22 protein-coding genes, 1 tRNA gene and 1 pseudogene are annotated in these 21,656 nt (G+C 68.7%); 10 read left to right on the plus strand and 14 right to left on the minus strand.

Annotated elements, in window-relative coordinates; all coding sequences use genetic code 11:
* A complete protein-coding gene (locus J2754_RS12645) occupies window positions 1-357 on the plus strand; it encodes a hypothetical protein (protein ID WP_188878569.1) in 357 nt (118 codons plus the stop codon).
* Between the two features lie 242 nt (window positions 358-599).
* On the opposite strand, the gene J2754_RS12650 is transcribed toward J2754_RS12645, so the two are convergent.
* From J2754_RS12650 to J2754_RS12660, 3 genes are all read right to left on the minus strand, one after another.
* Window positions 600-776, minus strand: a tRNA-Trp gene (locus J2754_RS12650).
* A 46-nt stretch (window positions 777-822) separates the two neighbouring features.
* Entirely contained in the window at window positions 823-1,047 is a 225-nt protein-coding gene (locus tag J2754_RS12655; protein WP_188878538.1) for a DUF5795 family protein, read from the minus strand.
* Window positions 1,048-1,101: 54 nt separating this feature from the next.
* On the minus strand, window positions 1,102-1,950 hold the full coding sequence (locus J2754_RS12660; RefSeq protein ID WP_211087630.1) for a DUF5794 domain-containing protein: 849 nt from the start codon (window positions 1,948-1,950) through the stop codon (window positions 1,102-1,104).
* 468 nt (window positions 1,951-2,418) lie between these two features.
* Here J2754_RS12660 and guaB point away from each other — a divergent pair, with 468 nt between their 5' ends.
* Window positions 2,419-3,915, plus strand: a complete 1,497-nt coding sequence (guaB, locus tag J2754_RS12665) for an IMP dehydrogenase (protein ID WP_211087631.1) — start codon at window positions 2,419-2,421, stop codon at window positions 3,913-3,915.
* 36 nt (window positions 3,916-3,951) lie between these two features.
* Here guaB and coaBC read toward each other — a convergent pair whose 3' ends face one another.
* From coaBC to J2754_RS12685, 4 genes are all read right to left on the minus strand, one after another.
* Window positions 3,952-5,103 carry a bifunctional phosphopantothenoylcysteine decarboxylase/phosphopantothenate--cysteine ligase CoaBC gene (coaBC, locus tag J2754_RS12670; protein WP_211087632.1) on the minus strand — a complete coding sequence of 384 codons (1,152 nt, stop codon included), beginning with the start codon at window positions 5,101-5,103 and terminating at the stop codon, window positions 3,952-3,954.
* A 62-nt stretch (window positions 5,104-5,165) separates the two neighbouring features.
* Window positions 5,166-5,732: a type IV pilin domain-containing protein gene (locus J2754_RS12675; RefSeq protein ID WP_211087633.1), complete on the minus strand. Its 567-nt coding sequence runs from the start codon at window positions 5,730-5,732 to the stop codon at window positions 5,166-5,168.
* Between the two features lie 85 nt (window positions 5,733-5,817).
* Window positions 5,818-6,354 (minus strand): type IV pilin domain-containing protein, encoded by a 537-nt coding sequence (locus J2754_RS12680; protein ID WP_211087634.1) that lies wholly within the window; start codon window positions 6,352-6,354, stop codon window positions 5,818-5,820.
* A gap of 177 nt (window positions 6,355-6,531) precedes the next feature.
* Entirely contained in the window at window positions 6,532-7,272 is a 741-nt protein-coding gene (locus J2754_RS12685; protein WP_188878530.1) for an FAD-dependent oxidoreductase, read from the minus strand.
* An 84-nt stretch (window positions 7,273-7,356) separates the two neighbouring features.
* Between J2754_RS12685 and J2754_RS12690 the strand changes: the two genes are divergently transcribed.
* Window positions 7,357-7,923, plus strand: a complete 567-nt coding sequence (locus J2754_RS12690; protein ID WP_211087635.1) for a type II toxin-antitoxin system RatA family toxin — start codon at window positions 7,357-7,359, stop codon at window positions 7,921-7,923.
* A 292-nt stretch (window positions 7,924-8,215) separates the two neighbouring features.
* Here J2754_RS12690 and J2754_RS16850 read toward each other — a convergent pair whose 3' ends face one another.
* From J2754_RS16850 to J2754_RS12700, 3 genes are all read right to left on the minus strand, one after another.
* A complete protein-coding gene (locus J2754_RS16850; protein ID WP_483420147.1) occupies window positions 8,216-8,413 on the minus strand; it encodes a DUF8144 family membrane protein in 198 nt (65 codons plus the stop codon).
* 511 nt (window positions 8,414-8,924) lie between these two features.
* The gene (locus J2754_RS12695; protein WP_211087636.1) at window positions 8,925-9,791 is read right to left on the minus strand and encodes a 2-oxoacid:ferredoxin oxidoreductase subunit beta; all 867 of its coding nucleotides are present in this window, start codon (window positions 9,789-9,791) and stop codon (window positions 8,925-8,927) included.
* A complete protein-coding gene (locus J2754_RS12700; RefSeq protein WP_211087637.1) occupies window positions 9,788-11,539 on the minus strand; it encodes a 2-oxoacid:acceptor oxidoreductase subunit alpha in 1,752 nt (583 codons plus the stop codon). The genes J2754_RS12695 and J2754_RS12700 overlap by 4 nt, the downstream gene beginning before the upstream one ends.
* Before the next feature lie 212 nt (window positions 11,540-11,751).
* Between J2754_RS12700 and J2754_RS12705 the strand changes: the two genes are divergently transcribed.
* Both J2754_RS12705 and J2754_RS12710 read left to right on the plus strand, forming a co-directional pair.
* Window positions 11,752-12,270: an NUDIX hydrolase gene (locus J2754_RS12705; RefSeq protein WP_211087638.1), complete on the plus strand. Its 519-nt coding sequence runs from the start codon at window positions 11,752-11,754 to the stop codon at window positions 12,268-12,270.
* A 38-nt stretch (window positions 12,271-12,308) separates the two neighbouring features.
* Window positions 12,309-13,427: an aminotransferase class V-fold PLP-dependent enzyme gene (locus J2754_RS12710; protein WP_211087639.1), complete on the plus strand. Its 1,119-nt coding sequence runs from the start codon at window positions 12,309-12,311 to the stop codon at window positions 13,425-13,427.
* Here the strand turns inward: J2754_RS12710 and J2754_RS12715 are convergent.
* On the minus strand, window positions 13,424-14,101 hold the full coding sequence (locus J2754_RS12715; RefSeq protein ID WP_211087640.1) for an acyl-CoA synthetase family protein: 678 nt from the start codon (window positions 14,099-14,101) through the stop codon (window positions 13,424-13,426). The two genes, J2754_RS12710 and J2754_RS12715, sit on opposite strands and share 4 nt — an antisense overlap.
* 139 nt (window positions 14,102-14,240) lie before the next feature.
* On the opposite strand from J2754_RS12715, the gene J2754_RS12720 reads away from it, so the two are divergent.
* On the plus strand, window positions 14,241-15,083 hold the full coding sequence (locus J2754_RS12720; RefSeq protein WP_188878515.1) for an aldo/keto reductase: 843 nt from the start codon (window positions 14,241-14,243) through the stop codon (window positions 15,081-15,083).
* A gap of 158 nt (window positions 15,084-15,241) precedes the next feature.
* Here the strand turns inward: J2754_RS12720 and J2754_RS12725 are convergent.
* Window positions 15,242-15,586: pseudogene (locus J2754_RS12725) on the minus strand (glutaredoxin family protein); the annotation flags it as partial.
* Between the two features lie 170 nt (window positions 15,587-15,756).
* Window positions 15,757-16,428, minus strand: coding sequence for a transcriptional regulator GfcR (gene gfcR / locus J2754_RS12730; protein ID WP_188878512.1), 672 nt, complete (start codon window positions 16,426-16,428; stop codon window positions 15,757-15,759).
* Window positions 16,429-16,568: 140 nt separating this feature from the next.
* Here gfcR and J2754_RS12735 point away from each other — a divergent pair, with 140 nt between their 5' ends.
* The 3 genes from J2754_RS12735 (at window position 16,569) to J2754_RS12745 (ending at window position 19,672) form a co-directional block, all read left to right on the plus strand.
* The gene (locus J2754_RS12735; RefSeq protein ID WP_188878510.1) at window positions 16,569-17,780 is read left to right on the plus strand and encodes an HAD family hydrolase; all 1,212 of its coding nucleotides are present in this window, start codon (window positions 16,569-16,571) and stop codon (window positions 17,778-17,780) included.
* 48 nt (window positions 17,781-17,828) lie between these two features.
* Window positions 17,829-19,067 carry a mandelate racemase/muconate lactonizing enzyme family protein gene (locus J2754_RS12740; RefSeq protein WP_188878509.1) on the plus strand — a complete coding sequence of 413 codons (1,239 nt, stop codon included), beginning with the start codon at window positions 17,829-17,831 and terminating at the stop codon, window positions 19,065-19,067.
* A gap of 233 nt (window positions 19,068-19,300) precedes the next feature.
* The gene (locus J2754_RS12745; protein ID WP_188878508.1) at window positions 19,301-19,672 is read left to right on the plus strand and encodes a DUF7994 family protein; all 372 of its coding nucleotides are present in this window, start codon (window positions 19,301-19,303) and stop codon (window positions 19,670-19,672) included.
* Here J2754_RS12745 and gatB read toward each other — a convergent pair whose 3' ends face one another.
* Complete coding sequence (gatB, locus tag J2754_RS12750; RefSeq protein ID WP_211087641.1) at window positions 19,673-21,148, minus strand: Asp-tRNA(Asn)/Glu-tRNA(Gln) amidotransferase subunit GatB; 1,476 nt, start codon at window positions 21,146-21,148, stop codon at window positions 19,673-19,675. It lies immediately after the preceding gene.
* Window positions 21,149-21,296: 148 nt separating this feature from the next.
* Between gatB and J2754_RS12755 the strand changes: the two genes are divergently transcribed.
* Window positions 21,297-21,641 (plus strand): DUF7518 family protein, encoded by a 345-nt coding sequence (locus tag J2754_RS12755; RefSeq protein WP_211087642.1) that lies wholly within the window; start codon window positions 21,297-21,299, stop codon window positions 21,639-21,641.
* Window positions 21,642-21,656 lie beyond the last annotated feature (15 nt).

The following is a 21,656-nucleotide window of genomic DNA, read 5'->3' on the forward strand; positions in this document are numbered from 1 at the left end:
ATGGCTTCGCTCCCGCCCGTGTTACTCGCCGCCGCCGTCGTCGCGCTCTTCATCCTCACCGTCATCTGGTGGCGTTCACGCGCCAGTGCCGACGTCCGCGAGTCCGAGCGCGCCCACGATGCCGCCCGGGAGCGCGATCCGCCCGTCGACATCGGCGAGACCTACGAGTTCGGCGTCACCGAATTCACCGACCACCACTCCGGCGAGCGCGTCGCCGTCGGCAAGGTGCAGGGGTTCGTCGTCTTCACCGAGGACGTGCCGGACTCCGTGAACGAGGGCGACGTCATCCGCGCCACGATCATGTCGTTCAACCGTGACAACACGTCTGCCGACGCGACGTACGACGGACGGGCCTAACCTCCCAGATGGTCTCCTTCGTCCATAGCTACGTTCGTCGACGCTATCACACCGAACGAAGCTATGGGCGCGACGTCGTGACGGCCGGCTGAGTGTAAATACAAGACGCTCCGCCGGAGGCGCATGTGCCGTTCTCGACGGCTTCGCTCACGCGGACCACCCTGGCAGAAAGATATCGACAGTCGGGTTTACGTGAAGTAACCGGAAGGAGACGGAGGATTCCGGAATTACTAAACGGAGAATGGGGCCGGAGGGATTTGAACCCCCGATCGACTGATATCTCCGGTGCGCCTCGGAACTCCAGAGGGTCGTCGTCGCGGCGAGGTGATCAGCCCGCCGCTCGGTATACCAGTCTGGAATTTCGTCCCGGGCGCGTGGCCTCTGGAGTCAGTCGCCATCCCTGGCTTGGCCACAGCCCCACGCACTCCGTCATAGGACGATTTCGCCTAAATGGGTTTCGATCCGTTACCGATCGGTCTCGCGCCAGTCGCACTCTTGGCACTTGTAGCCGGTGACGTACTCCGTGACGCTCGGCATGTAGCCGACCGAGACGACGTCTCCGCCGCAGTCCGGGCACTCTCGGTCGGCGTCCTCGATGGTCTCGGCTTCCATGACGTCGTCGTCCTCGATGAGTTCGGCGAGGCTGTGCGGCGTCACCATCCGTCCTTGGACGACGCGGTTCGCTGGCATACGCTCGTCGAGGACCGGGATCGCCGTAAACGCACCGTTACCCGCTCCGCGCCGTCACAGCCAGGGGGCGCGCTCCTCTCCGTTCTCGCCGGGGTAGCCGTAGGGCGCGTCCGTATCGGCGCGGTCGTCGGCCCCGGTCGCCGTCGCGTCCGCCTGGCCGGGATCGATCGCGAGGAGCCCGGCGAGCGCGAAGACGGGGAGCGCGGCCCCCTCGGGGACGATGCCGAAGAGCGAGAGGGCGAGCGTCCCGAGCGCGACGGCGCTCCCGAAGCGGAAGCGGTCGATGTCGAGCAGGTGGCGGAGGTGCGGCTCGAGCAGCGCGACGCCGAGCGCGAAGGCGACGGCGACGATTGCGGCTCCCGCGGCCGCGGCCACGACGCTCGGCTCGACGCGGACGGCGAGCGTCGTGGTCGTCGGCCGGACGCTCGCCAGCAGGCCGAGCCCGACGACGACGCCGGCGCTGGGGAGGTAATCGCCGATGCGAGAGCTCGCCGTCTTCGCGGCGATGGCGAGAACGACGAACGCGGCGAAGCGCTCGAAGACCGCCGTGTCGAGGACGCTCTCGATCGTCGGAGCGAGCGCGGCGACGGCGACGGCGCCGACGACGAGCGGGACGCCGACGGTGAGGACAGCGCGGGACTTCTCGCGCCGGTCGCCCTGCATCTCGACGAGGACGACCGCGACGGTGGCGCTCCCGCCGAAGACGAGGAGGCCCACTTGTAGCGCGCCCGTCGGGATCACGAGCGGACCGACGGCGGTCGTCTGCGTGAGCGCGCCGCTGAGGACGAGCGCGGCGAAGATCCCGTCGATGAGCGGGAGCAGCATGACGGTGGCGAGGAGTCGCGTCGCGCCACCGACACGCTGTTCTAAGCGGAGGGCGACCGGATGTCCGGAGATACTCATCTCAGGGACGATGGCCGTGACCACCGGCCGAACGGCGATAGGCGGGATGGTACGACGACGGCCGCGGGGCCATCTGTCGCCGCCAGAACGCGGCTCCCATGACGGTCCCTGTCTCGCAGAGTTTTGTAAAGTCGCCGGAGCGCTGAGGCTGATCACCGGCGATACAGACTGCGAAGGGACTGAGGGAGTCCATGTCTGAACGTTCCGGACTGAGAGACATAAGCGTTGTGTGGGGCGTGACCGCACGCGCCGTTCGGCTGGCCACATCACACACAGACGTCGTTCGATTCCCCCTCTGGTCATCGAGAGATGGACCCACGCTGGTCCGTTCCATCCCGGTTTCGTGTCGGCGACCGTGCCGATCACGCGGTGCCGTCGCCCCGGTCGGTATGCACGACCGTGGCGATGTTCGTCGCACGACGCGGCGGGTTACGGAACGTTTTTGCGTATCGCGCGAACACGATTTACATGGCGAACGACGAGCGATCTAGTGGTACCTTCTCCGAGAAGCTCGACGTCCCCGAAGCGCTCACGTTCGACGACGTGCTGCTCCGTCCGGCAGAGAGCCGCGTCGAACCCGACGAGGCGGACGTCTCGACGCGCGTTTCGAGGAACGTCTCGATCAACGTACCCGTCCTCTCCGCGGCGATGGACACCGTCACCGAGGGCGAGCTCGCCATCGCGATGGCGCGCGAGGGCGGACTCGGCGTGCTCCACCAGAACCTCGACGACGAGGCGCTCGTCGCCGAGATCGAGCGCGTGAAGCGCGCGGACGAACTCGTCATCCGCCGCGAGGACGTCGTCACCGCCGCCCCGGAGCAGACCATCGAGTCCGTGGACGCGATGATGGAGCGCGAGGGGGTCTCCGGTGCGCCGGTCGTCGACGACGACGACACGGTGCTCGGCATCATCTCCGGGACGGACATCCGCCCCTATCTCGAGGTCGGCGAGGAGGACACCGTCAGGGAGGCCATGACCGACGAGGTCATCACCGCGAGCGCGGACGTCGACGCCCGCGAGGCCCTCGAACTCATGTACGAGCACAAGATCGAGCGCGTCCCGATCGTCGCCGACGACGACCGCCTCGTCGGCCTCGTGACGATGCAGGGGGTCCTCGAACGCCGCGAGCACGAGGAGGCCGCCCGAGACGACGACGGCCACCTCCTCGTCGGCGTGGCCGTCGGCCCCTTCGACGTCGAGCGCGCGACGGCCGCCGACGAGGCCGGCGCGGACGTCGTCTTCATCGATTGTGCGCACGCACACAACCTGAACGTCATCGACTCCGCCCGGGAGATCAAAGCCGAGATCGACGCAGACGTCGTCGTCGGCAACGTCGGCACCGCCGAAGCCGCCGCGGACATCGTCGACTTCGCGGACGGCATCAAAGTCGGCATCGGCCCCGGTTCCATCTGCACGACGCGCGTCGTCTCCGGCGCCGGGATGCCACAGATCACCGCCGTCTCGCAGGTCGCGGACGTCGCCGCCGACTACGACGTTCCCGTCATCGCCGACGGCGGCATCCGGTACTCCGGCGACGCCGCGAAGGCCTTCGCCGCGGGAGCGGACGCGGTGATGCTCGGCTCCTACTTCGCCGGCACGGACGAAGCGCCGGGGCGCGTCATCACGATGAACGGCAAGAAGTACAAGCAGTACCGCGGGATGGGTTCCGTCGGCGCGATGCAGTCCGGCGGCGGCGAGCGATACCTGAAGGAGGACGACGCGGACGAGGAGTACGTTCCCGAGGGCGTCGAGGCCGCGACGCCCTACAAGGGGCCGCTCGCGAGCGAGCTCCACCAGCTCGTCGGCGGCATCCAGTCGGGGATGGGCTACGTCGGCGCGGCGACGATCCCCGAGTTCAAAAACGAGTCCGAGTTCGTCCGCGTCTCCTCGGCCGGCCAGACCGAGGGCCACGCTCACGACGTCATGATCACGGACGAGGCGCCGAACTACAGCCCGGGGGAATAACGCCGGCCCCGGTCGGCTGCGGGGACCTACAACGCCTCAGAGGTCGCCGACGAGCTCGTCGGCGACACGCAGACCCAGTCCGCTTTTCGGGCCCGCGTACTCCGCGTAGCCGTCCGCGCGGACGACGAGCGCACGCGTCTCGTCGCCGCCCATGACGCGCGCGTCGTTGGCGACGACAAAGGCGAGGCCGGCACGCTCCATGATGCGTCGGGCCTCGCGGACCATCGCCTCGTCGTCGCCGCTCGTCTCGGCTTTGAACCCGACGAGCGTGAGCGCCGGGTACTCCTCGCGGACGGTGTCGAGGAGCTTCGGCGTCGCCTCCAGATCGAGCGTGAGGTCGCCGCCGCTGCGGATCTTCTCGTCGGCCGGCTCGACGGTGTAGTCGGAGATGGCCGCGACGGAGAGCAGCGCGGACGCGTCCTCGCAGGCGTCGAGGACGGCGGCGAGCATCTCCGCGGCGGACTCGACGCGCCGGACGTCGGCGTACGGGACGTCGTCGCCGTCGTGGACGAGCGTGACGTCGGCACCCCGGACGTAGCACGCGCGGGCGACGGCGCGACCGGTCCGCCCGGAAGCGCGGTTCGTCAGCACGCGCACGGGGTCGATGCGCTCGCTCGTCGCCCCCGACGTGACGACCACGTCCTCGCCGGCGAGGGGGCGCTCCCCCGCGGCGCGGGCGACGTCGAGGCAGATGGCGTCGAGGCCCGCCAGTTTCGCCTTCCCCTCCTCGATGCGCGGGTCGACGACGTCGACGCCCCAGGATTCGACGCGCTCTAAGCTCTCCAAGACGCCCGGGTGGTCGTACATCGGTTCGTGCATCGCGGGCGCGAGAACTACGGGGACGTCCGCCCCGAGGGCCGTCGTCGCCGTCGTCGTGACCGGGGTGTCGTCGATCGCCGCCGCGATCTTCCCGACGGTGTTCGCCGTCGCGGGCGCGATCAAGTAGACGTCCGCCCACCCCTCGCGGCCGCAGAGCTCGACGTGCTCGACCGCGCCCGTGAGCTCCGTCGTGACGTCGTGCTCGGTGGCGAACTCCACGGCCCACGGGTGGACGATCCCCCGGGCACCGTCCGTCATCACGGCGCGGACGGACGCCCCGCGTCGCCGGAGTTCGTGGGCGAGTTCGACGACCTTCACCGCCGCGATGCTCCCGGAGACCCCGAGCGCGACGTTCACACCCTCCAACATGGCTCCCCTTCCGCGTCCCCGCCAGTAAAAGCGTCCGCCTTCGCGGCGATCGGCGACGGTGATTACGTCGTGAACGACGCGATCTCGTAGGAGTCGCCGGGACTGATCTCGCCCTCGTCCTGTGCCTTCACGGGCTTCGACGTCCAGTAGATCGAGACGGACGTGTCGGTCGCGCTCCCGTCCGGATCGAGGTACACCGTCTCGCCGGCCTCCCACGTGTCGCCGATGCCGGTCTGGTCGTTCCCTTCGGCGAACCGCTCGCGCTTTGGCGTATCCTCGTCGTCGGCGTTGATGTCGTCCGCTGCATTCGTGCCATCCGCACCTGTCGCCGACCCGATGTCGACCGCCTTCGACGACGTCAGATACAGTTGGTCGGTCTGGATCGGCCCGCCGGATTCGAGCGTGACCGCGATCAAGTTGTCTCCGTCGGTGGTGTAGTCCGTCCCGCCGCTCGCGTTCGTGATCCGGTGGTCGACCGACACCGTCGGCGCCTTCGCCTGCGTCTCCCCGGCGAGGTTCATCACGAACGGCGTGATCGCGCCGATGAGCACGATGACGATTCCGACGAGCAGTATGACCCCGATGACCGACGACGCGCCTCGCTCCCGATTCGTGGAACTCCTGATCACACTGGGTGTTATCGTGTACGAATAAAACGCTTGCTCCGGTGACACCATCGACGCCCGTTCGCTCTGGTCGTGATTCGAGCGCCGCTCACGCGGTGAACGATCCGATGTCGTAGGAGTCCGATCCCTCGACCTCGCCGGGGTTGTTCCCGGCGACGTCGCGGGTGTTCCAGTAGAGCGTCACGTCCGTCCCGCTCGCCTCTCCCACGGGATCGACGTAGACGGTTTCTCCGGCCTCCCACGCGTCGCCGATGCCGACCTGTGGCGGCGCGCCCATGTAGGACTCGGTGAACGCCTCCAAGCCGCTCGCCTTGCTGTCCGAGTCCGCGGTCGGGCGATCCGACTCCGGACCCGCCCCGATGTCGAGCGGTGTCGACCCGCCGACGTAGGGGTAATCCGTCTTCACGGGCTCGCCCGACCGCTTGGTGATGGCGATCAACTGCTCGCCGCTCCCGTCGCCACGGTCGACGAGTTCGTACGACACCGATGTCGTCGGCGCGGTCGGTTGCGTCTGCTCGCCGAGCCCGAGCGCCAGCGTCCCGACCGTGACCGCCAGCAGCACCGCGACGGCGAGCAGCAACACGACACCGACGACCGCCGAGACCCCGCGCTCGCGACCGGGCATAGTCGGTCTCTCGGGTCCCACGACGATAAGGCCCGCGTCGGTCTCGGACACCGACTCGCGGTCGTCCGGCCGCGCGCCGCCGTGTCGGGCGGCGACGACGCACGACGGCGCAGACGACACACCGGGTTCAGCCGTCGACGATGCCCCCAGTCGTCGGCGACGCCCGCGCGCCCCTCGTCACTCGTCGTCGGCGACGCTCGGATGCATCGTCGGTTCGTCCGGGTGGCGCTCGGCGAACGCCGCACGCATCCGCTCCATCGAATCGCGTTCGCGTGCCTCGCGCTCGGCCTCGTCGATCTCCTCGACACCCGGCGGCACCTCGCGCCCCCGGCCGGTGAAGTAGCCCTCCGGGGCGACCCAGTCGTGGTAGTACGGTACCTCGGAGTCCTCGACGACCGTCAGGCCGACCTTCGCGCCGTGGCCGGCGACGACCGTCGTCTGGTGGGGTTCGGCCGCGAGCCGCCCCGCGACGTAGAGCCCGTCGACGCCTGTCCGACCGCGCTCGTCGACGTCGACGTACGTCTTCGATCCCTGCCGGTCGAGCGCGAGGTCGAAGGCGTCGAGGTAGCCCGGGTTGGACTTCGTCGCGGCGATCGCGTAATCGCCCTCGTAGACCGCCTCGTCGGTCTCGGCGACGAACTGCCCGTCGAGTTCGTCGAGCGTCGTCACCTCGCCGGTGACGCGCGCCGCACCGGCGTCCGCGACCTGCTCGTCGAGGAGGTCGAGGAACGTCCGGGGGTTCACGCCGCCCGGGAACCCGGGGACGTTTTCCAAGTGGCCGTTGCGCCGGAGGATGGACTCCCCGGCGTTCACTACGGTCGTCTCGAAGCCCGCGCGTGCGGTGTAGAGCGCGGCGTTCAGACCGGCGACGCCACCGCCGACGACGATCACGCTCGGTGCGTCCTCTGGATGGCTCATACTCCCGTCTCGGATCGCCCGCACCACAACGGTTCCGGAACGCCGACGCCACCACTTATGCCGCCCGCGCGTCCACGTCGTCGTGTGAAGACCGTCGAGGTCGCGACGACCGTCCGCGCGCCGCCGGAGGAAGTCTACGACTTCCTCCTCGACTTCCCGGGGTACGCGGCGTACTCGAAACACCTCGAGTCCGTCCGCGCTCACGGCGACGGCGGGCCCGGGACCGAGTACCGACTCACCTTCGCGTGGTGGAAGCTCGATTACACCGCTCACACGCGCGTCACAGGCGCGGAGCGCCCGACGCGCATCGACTGGCGCGTGACGCGCGACCTCGACGCCTCCGGGCAGTGGCTCGTCGACCCGATCGAGGAAGGCGACGACGACACCGCCGACGCGGTCGAGGATGGCGGCGACGGAGCGGACGATGTCGGTGATGACAGTTCCGACGCCTGTCGCGTTCGCTTCGTCGTCACCTACGATCCCGGGTCCGCCGAGGGCGTCCTCGACCTCCCGCTGTTCGCCTCGCTCGACTGGGTGATCGAGAAGGCCTCCGAGCTCGTCGTCGAAGAGGGCCGTCGCGTCGTCGAGCGCGTCGTCGCCGACCTCGAAGGCCGACGCCGCGACGTCGAGTTGGACGTCTCCGTCTACTAACCCATCTTTTTCCGGGTCGGGTGCGCTCCGCGTCGTTCGAAAGGCGCTACGCGCCTTTCGTGATGACGAGAGAGCTTCGCTCTCTCGAACCACACCCGTCCCCGCAAAAACATGGGTGAAAAAGGCCGAGCGACGAAGTCGCTCGGTGGCTTCGCGAGTTCGCACCGCGAACGAGCGTGACCTGAGCGGCTTTGCCGCTCCGGAAACCCGCCCTTCGGGCGAGTACGCTAGACCGCGCCGCGACCGCCGGTATTAGATAGAGACGTACAACCTCTCAGCCACCGAGATCGACTTACCAACCATATAGCAGGTACGAGATCGATAGAAATGCGAGGACTGAACCGGCGATAAACCCGACTAAACCGAGAGTGCCAGACCCAAGTGACCCGACGAAATTCCCGGATACGAAACCAGCGGTTGTGGAACCAATGACGAGGAACGCACCAGTCTGCCACTCTTTGAGGAACCCGACGACATCCTTATTATTCATGATTAGTTAGTCACTTCACGCCCATATCATTCCTCCGCCACATACGCGCATAGACCGGACGATCTACGCAGGCTAGCGTCCGCGAGCGAGCGGTCCGTCAGGACCCGAGCGACGTGGTTCACTCGCGGCGAAGCCGCGAGGTCCAAAGACCCCCAGAGGGGGGTCTGACGGACATTTTGGCCGAGCTTTTGCCAGTGAGCCGTAGGCGAGCGCAGGAAAAGGTCGCGGGTAGATCGAACGGCCCGTTTACGACACGGAGAGACTACGCAAACCACGTACGCTAGCGTTCGCCGAGCGAGTGGCTTGAAAAGCCCGAACGAGGGGGTTCACTCGCCCGGAGGGCGAGGCGCGAGCGCGACCAACGAGGGACGGCTTCGCCGTCCCTCTGGCCTGCGGGCGACTCACGGGTCGCCCGCAGACACCGCGGTCCTTCGGGCCGCGACGGGAGCGCGCTGCGCTTTTGGTGGAGCGTTTACCGAGCGCGGCGAAGCCGCGCACAGAGTAAAAGGTCCTAGTAGAACTCCCGAACGAGGTCGGTCGCGCCCTCGGGGGCGCCGGACTCGTCGATGTCCGCCATGTTGCCCTCGACGCCGTGGGCGGTGTTGTAGTCGACGGCGTCCTCGTCCTCCCAGAGCACGCCGATGTACTCCTTCTCGCTGTCGAGGATCTTCTCCTTCGCGGCCTCGCGGTCGGTCGGGTCGTGATCCTCCTCGTCGAGGTCGACGATGGAGTCGCGGAAGTAGTCGTAGGTGTCGACGTCGTTGAAGGTCACGCACGGGCTGAAGGTGTTGACGATGGAGAAGCCGTCGTGCTCGATGGCCTTCTGGACGATCTCCTGGTGGCGCAGGGCGTTCGAGGAGAACGACTGGGCGATGAAGCTTCCCCCGGCGGAGAGCGCGAGCGCGAGGGGGTTGACCGGAGGCTGTTTGGGGCCCTCGGGCGTCGTCGCCGTCTCGAAGTCCGGCCGAGACGTCGGCGAGGCCTGCCCCTTCGTGAGCCCGTAGATGCGGTTGTCCATCACGACGTACGTGATGTCGATGTTCCGGCGGACGGCGTGGATGAAGTGTCCGGCACCGATGGAGTAGCCGTCACCGTCGCCGCCCGCGACGACGACCTCGATGTCGGGGTTGGCGATCTTCACCCCCGTGCCAACCGGCAGCGCGCGCCCGTGGACGCCGTGGAGGGCGTAGGAGCGCAGGTACGTGCCGATCTTGCCGCTGCAGCCGATGCCGGCGACGACGAACGTATCGTCGGGCGAGTTGCCGGTCTCGGCGAGTCCCTTCATGATGCCGTTCATGGTGCCGAAGTCACCGCATCCGGGACACCACGTCGGCTGTTTGTCGGTTTTGAAGTCGGTGAATCGAACGTCTGAGCTCATGCGATGACCTCCTTGATGTCGGCGGCGAGTTCGTCCGCGTTGAAGCGGACGCCGTTGTACTTGTTGATGCGATCGACGCGTTCGAGGACGTCCTTCTCGATGACGTCGGCGAACTGGCCGGTAGCGTTACACTCGACGACGACGGTCGTCTCCGCGCTCTCGACGGCGTCGCTGAGGTCGGGACGCGGGAAGATGTAGGGGACGGAGAGGACGCGGACGTTCACGCCGTCCTCGTCGAGGAAGTCGAGGGCTTCGACGAGCGCGCCCTCGTTGGACCCCCACGAGACGACGAGGGTGTCCGCGTCCGGGTCGCCGTACTCGACGGGGCTGAAGTCCTCCTGCTCCTTCGCCGTCTCGACCTTCCGCGAGCGCTTATCGACCTGCTCGATGCGCTCGTCGGTGTCCTCGGTCCGGCGACCGAGCTCGTCGTGTTCGAGCCCCGTGCTCATGTGGACGCCACCTTCCGTGCCGGGGAAGGCGCGCGGGCTGACGCCGTCCTCTGTGACGGCGTGGGGTTTGAACTGGTCTTTCTCGTTTTGCCACGCGGAGATCTCGGACTCGTCGACGACCTTCCCGCGGTCGATCTCGACGTCGTCCATGTCGAACTCCTCGGGGGCGAACGTCTCCTCGGTGACGGCCATGGCGAGGTCGGAGGCGATGTAGACCGGCGTCTGGTACTTCTCCGCGAGGTTGAACGCCTCGACGGTCTTGTGGAAGCAGTCCGCGACCGTCGTGGGCGCGACGACGAAGCGCGGGATCTCGCCGTGGCCGCCGTAGAGGAGCATGTTCAGGTCGCCCTGCTCCTGCTTCGTCGGCATCCCCGTGGAGGGGCCAGAGCGCATGACGTCCGCGATGACGAGCGGTGTCTCGGAGGTGGCGACGAGGCCGAACGTCTCGCTCATCAGGTCGATTCCCGGACCGCTCGTGGCGGTCATCGAGCGGGCGCCGGCGCGCGCGGCGCCGAGCGCCATGTTGATCGCGGAGAGTTCGTCCTCCGCCTGGACGACGTGCCCGCCGAACTCGTCGATGCGGCCCGTGAGGTACGTCATGACGTCCGTCGCAGGCGTGATCGGATAGCCGGCGTAGAACCGACAGCCGGCGGCGATGGCGCCCATCCCGATGGCCTCGTCGCCGTTCAGGAGGACGTAGTCGTTGTCCGTCGTCTCGAGCTCGTAGTCGAGCGCGCCGACGTCGTCGGCGTAGTGCTCGTCGACGTAGTCGGCGCCGAGGCGCGCGGCCTCCTTGTTGTTCTCGACGATCTTCTCGCCCTTCGAGCCGAAGCGCTTACGCAGCGACTCGTCGAGGTTCTCGATCGGGAACGCGGCGACCTCACAGACGGCGCCGAGCGCGACGACGTTGCGCATGAGCGCGCCGCCCGCGTCCTCGGCGAGCGACTTCAGCGGGATGTCGAGGCCCACCATCCCGTCGGGGACCTCGAAGTCGCTGAACTCCGTGCGTTCGCCGTCGTAGATGATGACGGAGTCGTCGTGGAGTTCGTCCATGTTCTCCTCGACGGTGCGCTCCGTGAGCGCGATCAGGATGTCGAGGCGATCAACGACGCTCTGTACCTTCTCAACCGAGGTACGGACCTTGTAGGCGGTGTAGCCACCCCGGATTCGGGACGCGAAGTCCTTCGAGGTGAAGACGTGACGACCGGCGCGAGAGAGTGCCTGCGCGAACACCTTCCCGGTCGAGTCGATTCCATCGCCGGCTTCGCCGCCGATGGCCCAGTTCAGGTCGTCGTGCATGTATCCGACGGTTCAAAGCGGGCAAGCAAAAGGCTTCTGAAGCGACAATCAAGGCGTGAGATGACCGAATACGGCCTCAATGGGTAGTCTCCGGACCGTCCGTCCATCAGGGATAATCGGGTACATCACGGATGCTCATTGTCAACTGCATAATCGGACGTTTGGAGACGCGACCCCAACAGCTTTTGCCGACGAACCCGCTACGGAGCGGTATGTCGCGACAGGGGAGCGCGGCTGTCGGTGAGACCATCGAACAGCTGCGAGGTGCGTACGGAGGGTTCCCCGTCGTCGAGGATCGCACCACCGTGCCGCGCCGGGCGCTCGTGGAGTGCATGGCGAGCGCGAGCGAGGGGCGGCTCGGCGGTGCGCGCGCGTTGCTCGAACGCGACGGGCGGACGCTCTTGGTCCGCTACCGCGAGAACCCCGACGTCTGGGACCTCCCCGGCGGAAGCCTCGCTCGCCACGAGAACCACGAACAGACCGCGAAACGCCACGTCGCCGAGCAGGTGGACGTCGAATGTGCGCTCACGGGCGCGTTCCACGCGCGCCGTCAGACGTTCGCGCTCGTCGACGGCGGCGAGGGCACGAGCGGCCTCTGGGTCCACTTCGAGGGCGAACCGCTCGGCACCGAGATCGAGCTCGACCCGAGCGACGAGATCGTCGAGGCGCGGTGGTTCGACACCGCGCCCGACGCCGTCGCGGCGCCGCTCCGCGAGCGCCTCGCCGAGTAACCCCCAAGGTTTCTGTCCCGCGGCGGCGGAGTGTGCGTATGGATCCGGACGCGCTCCGCGCCGACATCCCCGCACTCGACGGCGTCACGTATCTGAACACCGGGGCGAGCGGGCCGTCGCCGCGTCGGGTCGTCGACGCCGAACGGGCCGCGATCGAGCGCCACGAGTACGAGGCGCACGCCACCGAGAACCCCTACGCCTCGGCGGCCGCGCTGTTCGACGACGCCCGTGAGCGTCTCGCCGCGTTCCTCGACACCGAGCCCGCGTCCGTCGCGCTCACGCAGTCCACGACGGACGGCGTGAACCGGATCGCCACCGCGCTCGACTGGGAGGCCGGCGACGTCGTCGTCCGAACGGACGTCGAGCACGCGGCGGGCGTCCTCCCGTGGCGCCGCCTCCGCGACGCCCGTGGCGTGACGACGCGCGTCGTCCCCACCACCGAGGGCCGGATCGACCGCGACGCCTACAGCGAGGCCGTCGCGGACGCCCGTCTCGTCTGTCTCTCCGCGCTGACGTGGACGCACGGCACGCGCCTCCCCGTCTCTGGTCTCGTCGCGGAGGCGCACGACGCTGGCGCGGAGGTGCTCGTCGACGCCGTTCAGGTGCCCGGGCAGGCGCCGATGCCGGTCGAGTCGTGGGGCGCGGAGTACGTCGCCGCCGCGGGCCACAAGTGGCTCTGCGGACCATGGGGCGCGGGCTTCCTGTACGTCGATCCCGACGCCGCCGAGCGCCTCGACCCCCTCCACGTGGGCTACCGGAGCGTCCGCGACCCGGAGGGGGCGGAGTACGAGTTCCACGCGGGCGCGCGGCGCCTCGAAGTCGGGACGGTCTCGTCGGGTCCGCACGCCGGCCTGATCGAGGCGCTCGACGTCGTCGAGGCGGTGGGCCTCGACGCGATCCGATCGCGGATCGAGGCGCTCACCGACCGCTTCAAGGACGGCCTCGCGGACGACCGACTCGTCGGCCCGCGCGAGTACGAGTCCGGCCTCGTCGCCTTCGAGAGCGACCGTCCAGAAGCGCTCGTCGAGCGCCTCCGGAAGCGCGACGTCGTCGTCCGCGCGCTCCCCACGGGTACGGTGCGGGCCTCCTTCCACGCCTTCAACACCGCCGACGACGTCGATCGGCTCTTGGACGCGATGGCCGCGATCGGGGACTAACCCGGAAGTACGCGGTCCTCGGGTGCGGACGCGTCGTCGGCGACGAGAGCGACGTCACCGGTCTCCCCGTCGTCGGGCAGGAGGACCGTCGAGCCGGCGCGGAGCGCGCCTAAGACGCCGACGACGGTCGCGTCACGGGCGAACGGCGCGCGGACGGCGACGACGTCGCTCTCGTCGAGCGTCGCGGCGGCGTCGGCGGCGCGTGAGAGCAGGGCCCCTTGGCTCGGGCCGTCCGCGTCGCGGAGCGCGGGTGCGTCACCGTCGAACGAGACCGGCGGGAAGGCGGGATTCTCGCTCCAGACACCGCCCTCGAAGTGGCCGTCCGCGGGGTTCTCGGGGCGCTCGCCGTAGCCGACGCGCTGGCCGCCCGGCCCGAGGTCGTAGGTATCGAGCGTCGGGGTGGGGGCGATCACCGCCCGACCGTCGAACGATCGGGGCGGGTCGAACGTGACGGGCGCGGCGAGGAGGGTCGATCCGAGGAAGGCGAAAACCGCCTTCGGGTCCGGGTCGTCGGCGACGCCGACCGCGGAGCCACGGTGGACGCCGCGCGATCGGAGGTAGTTCCCGACCTTGTACGACGTCGCGCGGACCTCGCGGGCGGGGAGCGACGCCGGCGGTGCACGGAGCGTCGCGCTCGCCGGGAGGTCGGCGAGCAGTTCGTAGACCGTCTCCATACGCACCCTACGGCACCCGATACACAAAGGGGGTGCGTTCGCTCGCAATGCGGGACAGTACCGTGTCACACGATCGCCGTCGGTGGTGGGCCTCGCCGCCGCCCGAACGCCTTTGGCGCTTCCGGGATAGGTGTCGGACATGTCGGAGTTCACCAGCGACGACGTTCCGCGCGCGAACGGCATGCCCCGACTCGGACTCGGGACGTGGGAGAACACGGATCCGGACGCGTGCGCGAACGCCGTCGAGACGGCGCTCGAAACCGGATATCGACACATTGACACCGCACAAGCGTACGGCAACGAGGAGTCCGTGGGTCGCGGTATCGCAAACGCCGACGTCGACCGCGAGGACGTGTTCCTCGCGACGAAGGTGTGGATCGACCACGCCGATCGCGACGGCGTGATCGAGAGCACCGAGGAGAGCCTCGACAAGCTCGGCGTCGACTACGTCGATCTCCTCTACATCCACTGGCCGGGCCGGACGTACGACCCCGAGGAGACCCTGCCGGCACTGGAGGAGCTGAAGGCCGAGGGCACGATCGAGCACATCGGCGTCTCGAACTTCGAGCGCCGGCACGTAGAGGAGGCCCGAGAGATCATGGACGAACCGATCTTCGCCAATCAGGTCGAGATGCACCCGTTCCTCCAGCAGCGACAGCTGCGCTCGTTCATGGACGAGACGGACATCGAGCTCGTCGCGTACTCGCCGCTCGCACGCGGCGAGGTCTTCGGCGACGACGTGCTCGGCGACATCGCGGCCGACCACGACGCCAGCGAGGCGCAGGTCGCGCTCGCGTGGCTCCGCGAGAAGGGCGTCACGGCGATCCCGAAGGCCACCTCCGCGGACCACATCGCGGACAACTGGGGGAGCCTCGGCGTCGAGCTGAGCGACGCCGAGATCCGGCGGATCGACGCCATCGACGCCGCGGAGCGCCGCGTCGATCCCGGCTTCGCGCCGTGGAACGCGCTCCCGGATCAGTAACGCCGACGCCGTCGCTCCGGGCGACGTGAGCGGCTTCGAGAGACGGAGAGACGACGGAGACGTTAGAAGGGCGCGTCGAGGTCTTCGTCGCTGCCGCCGTCCGGTGCGGTCGTCGCGTCCTCGCTCGTCGCGCTGGCCTTCTCGTCCTCGCCGGCGTCCGCGGCGTTCAGCGTCGCCGCGAGGTCGCCTTCCTCGTCGAGTTGCGCGAGGACGTCGCTCCCGCCGACGAACTCGCCGTCGACGTACGTCTGCGGGATCGTCTCCCAGCCGGAGTGCTCGTTCAGCGCCTCGCGGAACGCCCCGAGGTTCTGGAGCGTGTCGACGGCCTCGAAGTCCTCGCGGTATTGGGTGATGAGACCGACCGCGCGCTTCGAGTAGCCACACTGGGGCATCACGGGCGTCCCCTTCATGAAGAGGACGACCTCGTTGTCCTCGATGGCCGCGTCCACCGTCTCTCGCACCTCGTCGTCGTCCAGCCCCTCGCTCATCGGATCGAACGTCATGCACACCGGTTGGTGGTGTGTGGGGAAAGGCGTTGTGCTGGGGGCGACTCGTCGCCCCCGAACGAGCGAACGGTGACACCGTGAGCGACAGGCGGCACCGAAGGTGCCGCCGAACGACGAGCGGGGAGGCACGACCCGCGAGCGGACGACGTAGTCGTCCCCGAACGGCCTTACTCGTCGGCCCCGACGTCGCCGTCGCCGTCGTTTCCGACGCGGATGACCTGCATGAGCGCGTCGACGGGAACGCCGTCGACGTCGCCGACGCCCTGTTTGTCGACGAGAACGGACGCGGCGATGGCGTGCCCGCCGCTCTCCTCGATGGCCTCGATTGTCTCGTTGATCGTGGTGCCGGAGGTGATGGTGTCGTCGACGATGAAGCAGTCGCGGCCCTCGACCTGCGCGAAGTTGCGGCTGAAGCTCCCGCCGAGGTCCTCGATGTCCCCCTCCTCCCACTGGTGCTTGCGGGGGGTGTACGTCCCGAGGTCGGTCTCGAGCTCGCGCGCGACGGCGGTGGCGAGCGGGACGCCGGCCTTCTCGACCCCGATGACGAGGTCGACGTCGTGGCTATGCTCCCGGAGGAGGTCGGCGAGCGCGGCGCCGACGGCGGAGAGGCGCGCGCCCGCCTCGCCGATCGCGCTCCAGTCGACGTGGACGTCCTGCGGGCCGCCGGTCGCCGCGCTCCCCGTCTCGGTCTCGGCGGCGCCGGTGCTCCGGCCGGCGCGCTCGACGAGCCAGCTCGCCGTCTCGCGCGAGACGTTCAGTTCGTCCGCGATCTCGCCCCGCGAGAGCCCGCGGGCGGCGAGGTCGCCGGCGCTGTCGATGAGGTCGTCGACGTTCTTCATGTCGTGCGGCTTCGGGGGCCGGTTGTATGGTCGTTTCGTTGCCGACAGACGAGCGACCCCCGGCACCGACGACGGGGCACGGCGCCGCGCGATGGGACGCGACCGGGGCCATTTATACGGCGACGGCGACGACACGGACCATGGAGCGGTACGACGAGCTGTACGCGCTGTACGAGACGTTCGACACCGACACGCTCCGCGCGTATCAGGACTTCATCGACCTCTTCCCGCCGGTCGACTCGCGGGTGGCGCTGGAGTACTGGGAGGAGGCGAGCGACGAGCTCGCACAGCGCCGGGACGCGGTGGCGGACGCGCACGGCGAGACGTACGCGTCGCTCGCCGCGCACGCGACGCGCGAGCAGGCGTTCACCGCTCTCGACCTCCACAGCAAGCACGAGCGGCCGGTGAACGTCCTCGTGCTCGACGTCGACGAGACGCTGCGTTCGGCGGGCAGCACGGACAACGAGATCCCGCGCGAGACACTCCACCTCCTCACCGTCTTCCACGAGCACGACGTCCCGATCGTCGTCTGTACGGGTCAGACGCTGGAGAACGTGAAGGGGTTCCTTAATCAGGGGCTCGGCAACGAGTTCGTCCACTCGGGGGACGTCTCCGTGGTCTACGAGGCCGGCAGCGGCGTGTTCACGCCCGGCCACGGATCGGAGACGAAGCGCCTGCTCTACGAGGACCTCGACGAGCGCGTCCGTGACGTCTTCGGGTACGTCCGCTCGCGCGTCCTGCCCGACGCGCCCGAGGGCGTCCGACGGGGGTGTCACCTGCAGGGCAACGAGTTCAACGTCACCCTGAAGCCGAACCACGAGACGGGGAGCGAGGCCGCCGTCGAGATCATCGACGACGCCATCGTTTACGTCACCGAACTCCTCGCGGCGGCGATCGACGGCGCGACGCCCGCGGACGTGCGCGCCTACTACGCGACGCGCGACCCGGAGATCGCGGCGGTCCTCGACGAGGCGGGCGTCCTCCCCGACGGAGAGGCCGTCCCGGAGGGGGTGGAGAACGTCCTCGGACGGGTGCAGCTCGCCTACTACGAGGGCGACGCGGCGGAAGTGACGGCGCGCGAGCTCGACAAGGTCGCGGGCGTCGAGGCCGCACTCGACGTGCTCGGGATCGACGACCCGTTCACGCTCGTGATGGGCGACTCGAAGAGCGACCTCCGCGTGATGGAGTGGGCGGCGGCGAACGACGCGGGGATCGCCGCGGCGCCCGAGCACGCCTCGATGCGCGTCCTCGATCACGTCCGGGAGACCGACGGCCTCACGTACGCGCAGGGCGCCGCCGGCAACGTCCTCCGGACGGTCTACGCCCTCAACCGACTCGCGGACGGAGACTAACAGGAAAGACTCACAAGATTTACCCTACGCCGAGTGAACCTCGCCACTATGGCGAAGGACTACCGAGACCTCCACGATCCGAACGCGGAGTACACGATGCGCGAGCTCTCCGCGGAGACGATGGGCGTCACGGCGGAGCGCGGCGGCGGGCGCGACGTCGAGATCACCGACGTGCAGACGACGATGGTCGACGGGAACTTCCCGTGGACGCTCGTCCGGATCTACACCGACGCCGGCGTGGTCGGCACGGGCGAGGCCTACTGGGGCGCGGGCGTCCCCGAGCTGATCGACCGGATGGCGCCGTTCGTCATCGGCGAGAACCCCCTCGACATCGACCGGCTCTACGAGCACCTCGTCCAGAAGATGAGCGGCGAGGGGAGCGTCGAGGGCGTCACCGTGACCGCCATCGCCGGCATCGAGGTCGCGCTTCACGACCTCGCGGGCAAGATCCTCGACGTCCCCGCGTATCAGCTTCTCGGCGGGAAGTACCGCGACGAGGTGCGGGTGTACTGCGACTGTCACACCGAGTCGGAGGCCGATCCGCAGGCCTGCGCCGACGAGGCCGAGCGCGTCGTCGAGGAGCTCGGCTACGACGCCCTCAAGTTCGACCTCGACGTCCCGAGCGGTCACGAGAAGGACCGCGCGAACCGCCACCTCCGGCCGGGCGAGATCCGCCACAAGGCCGAGATCGTGGAGGCCGTCACCGAGCGCGTGAAGGACCGCGCGGACGTCGCCTTCGACTGCCACTGGACGTTCTCCGGCGGGTCGGCGAAGCGCCTCGCGTCCGCGATCGAGGAGTACGACGTCTGGTGGCTCGAAGACCCCGTTCCCCCGGAGAACCTCGAGGTCCAAGAGGAGGTCACGAAGTCGACGCTGACGCCGATCACGGTCGGCGAGAACAGGTACCGAGTGACGGAGGAGCGTCGCCTCATCGAGAACCAGGCGGTCGACATCGTCGCGCCCGACCTCCCGAAGGTCGGCGGGATGCGCGAGACGCAGAAGATCGCCGACGTGGCAAACCAGTACTACGTCCCGGTGGCGATGCACAACGTCTCCTCGCCGATCGCCACGATGGCGTCCGCGCAGGTCGGCGCCGCCATCCCGAACGCGCTCGCCGTCGAGTACCACTCCTACGAGCTCGGCTGGTGGGAGGACCTCGTGGAAGAGGACGTGATCGAGGACGGCCGAATCAAGGTCCCCGAGACGCCCGGCCTCGGCCTCACGCTCGACATGGACGCCGTCGAGGCGCATATGGTCGAGGGCGAGACGCTGTTCGACGAGGCGTGAAACGGCTCGTCGAGCACGTGACTCTCCGATTCGCGGAGTTCGACGAAGTCTGAAAGGCTTCGTCGAGCATGCAGGACTTCGTCCTGCCCAGTTCGACGAGGCGTGACCCCACTCGTCGGGCACGCGAACCACCGATCCACGGGATTCGACGAGGCCCGAACGGCATCGTCGAACCGGACGAGACGCGGCGGCGTGGGCGAACGTTCTTCGTCGGCCGCGTCGAACGCCCGTGTATGGTCCACGTGCGTTACTTCGGCTACCTCGGGGGAGTCCTCCTCGCACTCACCGCCGCGTTCGTCGTCGGCTTCGGACTCGACGCGCTCCACGGACTCGTCGCCGTCCAACTCGGCCTGCTCGCGCTCGCGGGCCTCTGCTGTGTCGCCGGCGGCTTCGCGAACCCGCTCCGCGAGCGCGTCGGCGCGCTCCGGCTGGTGGGGTTCGGCGACGTCGTTCTCGGGGCTTCGATGGCGGTCAGCGCCCTCACGGTCGGCGAGGGCGTCCTCCCGCGGGTCGTTCCCGTCCTCGGCGGTCTCTGCATCGCCCTCATCGGCGTCAACTACGTCGCGGACGGGCGGTTCTTCGAGGTCGGCGGCGTCGAGGTCTGATTACTCCAGCTCCTCGCGTAGCAGGCCGTTGACCTGCCCGGGGTCCGCGCTCCCGCCGGTCTTCTGCATCACCTGTCCCACGAGGAAGTTGATCGCGCCCTCGTCGCCGGACTCGTAGTCGGCGACGGCGTCCGGGTTCTCCGCGATGGCGGCCTCGACCGCGGCCTGCACCTCGTCGCCGCTCGTCTTCCCGAGGTCCTCGGCCTCGACGATCTCGTCCGGCGTCTGGCCCTCGTCGAGCATCCCGCGCAGGACGACCTCGCGCGCGTTCTTCTCCGTGATCTCGTCCTCGGCGACGAGTTCGACGAGGCGCTCGAACTTACTGAGACGCCCGCCGAGGTCCGTCACCGCCATGTCCCGATAGTTGAGTTCGCCGAGGAGGTTGTCGGCGACCCACGTCGCCGCGAGGTCGGGGTCGTACTGCTCGGCCACGTCCTCGAAGAAGTCCGCGACCTCCTTCGTGGAGGTGAGTTTGCTCGCCGCCTCCGCCGAGAGGCCGTACTCCTCGCGGAAGCGCTCGCGGCGCGCGTCGGGGAGTTCGGGGATCTCCAAGCGCTCCTTCCAGTCCGAGACCTCGAGGGGCGGGAGGTCGGCCTCCTCGAAGTAGCGATAGTCCTTCTCGGCCTCCTTCGAGCGCATCGAGACCGTGATCCCCCTGCTCTCGTCCCAGTGGCGCGTCTCCTGCTCGACCTCCCGCCCACGCTGGATGGCGTTGCGCTGGCGCGTCACCTCGTAGGCGAGGGCCTGTTGAGCGCCCTTGTGACTGGAGATGTTCTTCACCTCGGTCCGGTTCGCCTCTTCGAGGAGGGACGCGTCGACGTCGCCGTCCAGCTCGTCCGCGGGGACCATCGAGATGTTCGCGTCGACGCGGAGGCTCCCGTCGCGTTCGGCGTCGTAGACGCCGAGGTATTCGAGGACCTCCTCCAGTTTGGCGAGGAAGGCGCGGGTCTCGTCGGGGGAGCGGAAGTCGGGTTCGGTGACGATCTCCACCAGCGGAGTCCCGGCGCGGTTGTAGTCGACTTTCGTGTAGTCGGCGGTGTCGATCTGTCCGCCGACGTGCTGGAGGCTCCCCGGGTCCTCTTCGAGGTGCGCGCGCGTGATGCCGATCTCGCGGCGTCGGTCCTCGACGCGGACCTCGAGCTCGCCGTCCTGACAGATCGGCGCGTCGTACTGGGTGAGCTGGAAGCCCTTCGGGAGGTCGGGGTAGAAGTAGTTCTTCCGGTGGAAGGTCGTCCGCTCGGGGATGTCGGCGTGGAGGGCCTTCCCCAAACGGACGGCGGCTTCGACCGCACCCTCGTTGAGGACCGGGAGGGCGCCCGGAAGGCCGAGACACGTCGGGCAGGTGTGCGTGTTCGGCTCGGCGTCCGCGGCGTCGGTCGAACACCCGCAGAAGATCTTGGTGTCCGTCTCCAGTTGCACGTGGACCTCCAGTCCGATGACGGCGGCGGGGTCCTCCGTGGCGGCCTGCGTGCTCATTACGGGTGGATTCGACGCCCGGCGGCTTAGTCGTGACGAAGGCACGCCCGCGCTCGCCGTACGCCCCGCACCCAGCAGCCAGCCGTCTGCCGTACGTCTGACGCGCGACCGCCACACGCTTATAATCGGGGAGTCCCTGTGTGCGTCTATGTCGAACGATAGCGAGGACGTCGCCGCGCTCGAAAACCGCGTGAAGGAACTCGAGGCCACGGTCCGCGGGCTGACCGAGGAACTCGTCGACGCGAACGAGCGCATCCGAGAGTTGGAGAACTACCACGACGCCCACGAGAGCGCGGGTCGCCCCGAGAGCGAACCGCTCGCCGCCGGCGCGCCCAACGAGGGCGGCGCCGCGGAGCGGAGCGCCACGACTGAGGCCGCCGGCGGCGACGCGGACGCCGCAGACGCCGCGGCCGCCGAACCGGAAGACACACCCGCGGAGGGTGCCGAGGAGACCGACGAGGAGTCCGACTTCGACGACATCATCGTCGCCTGAGGCTCCGCGTCCCAC

It is taken from the genome of Halarchaeum nitratireducens (assembly GCF_017874695.1).
GTDB lineage: Archaea > Halobacteriota > Halobacteria > Halobacteriales > Halobacteriaceae > Halarchaeum > Halarchaeum nitratireducens.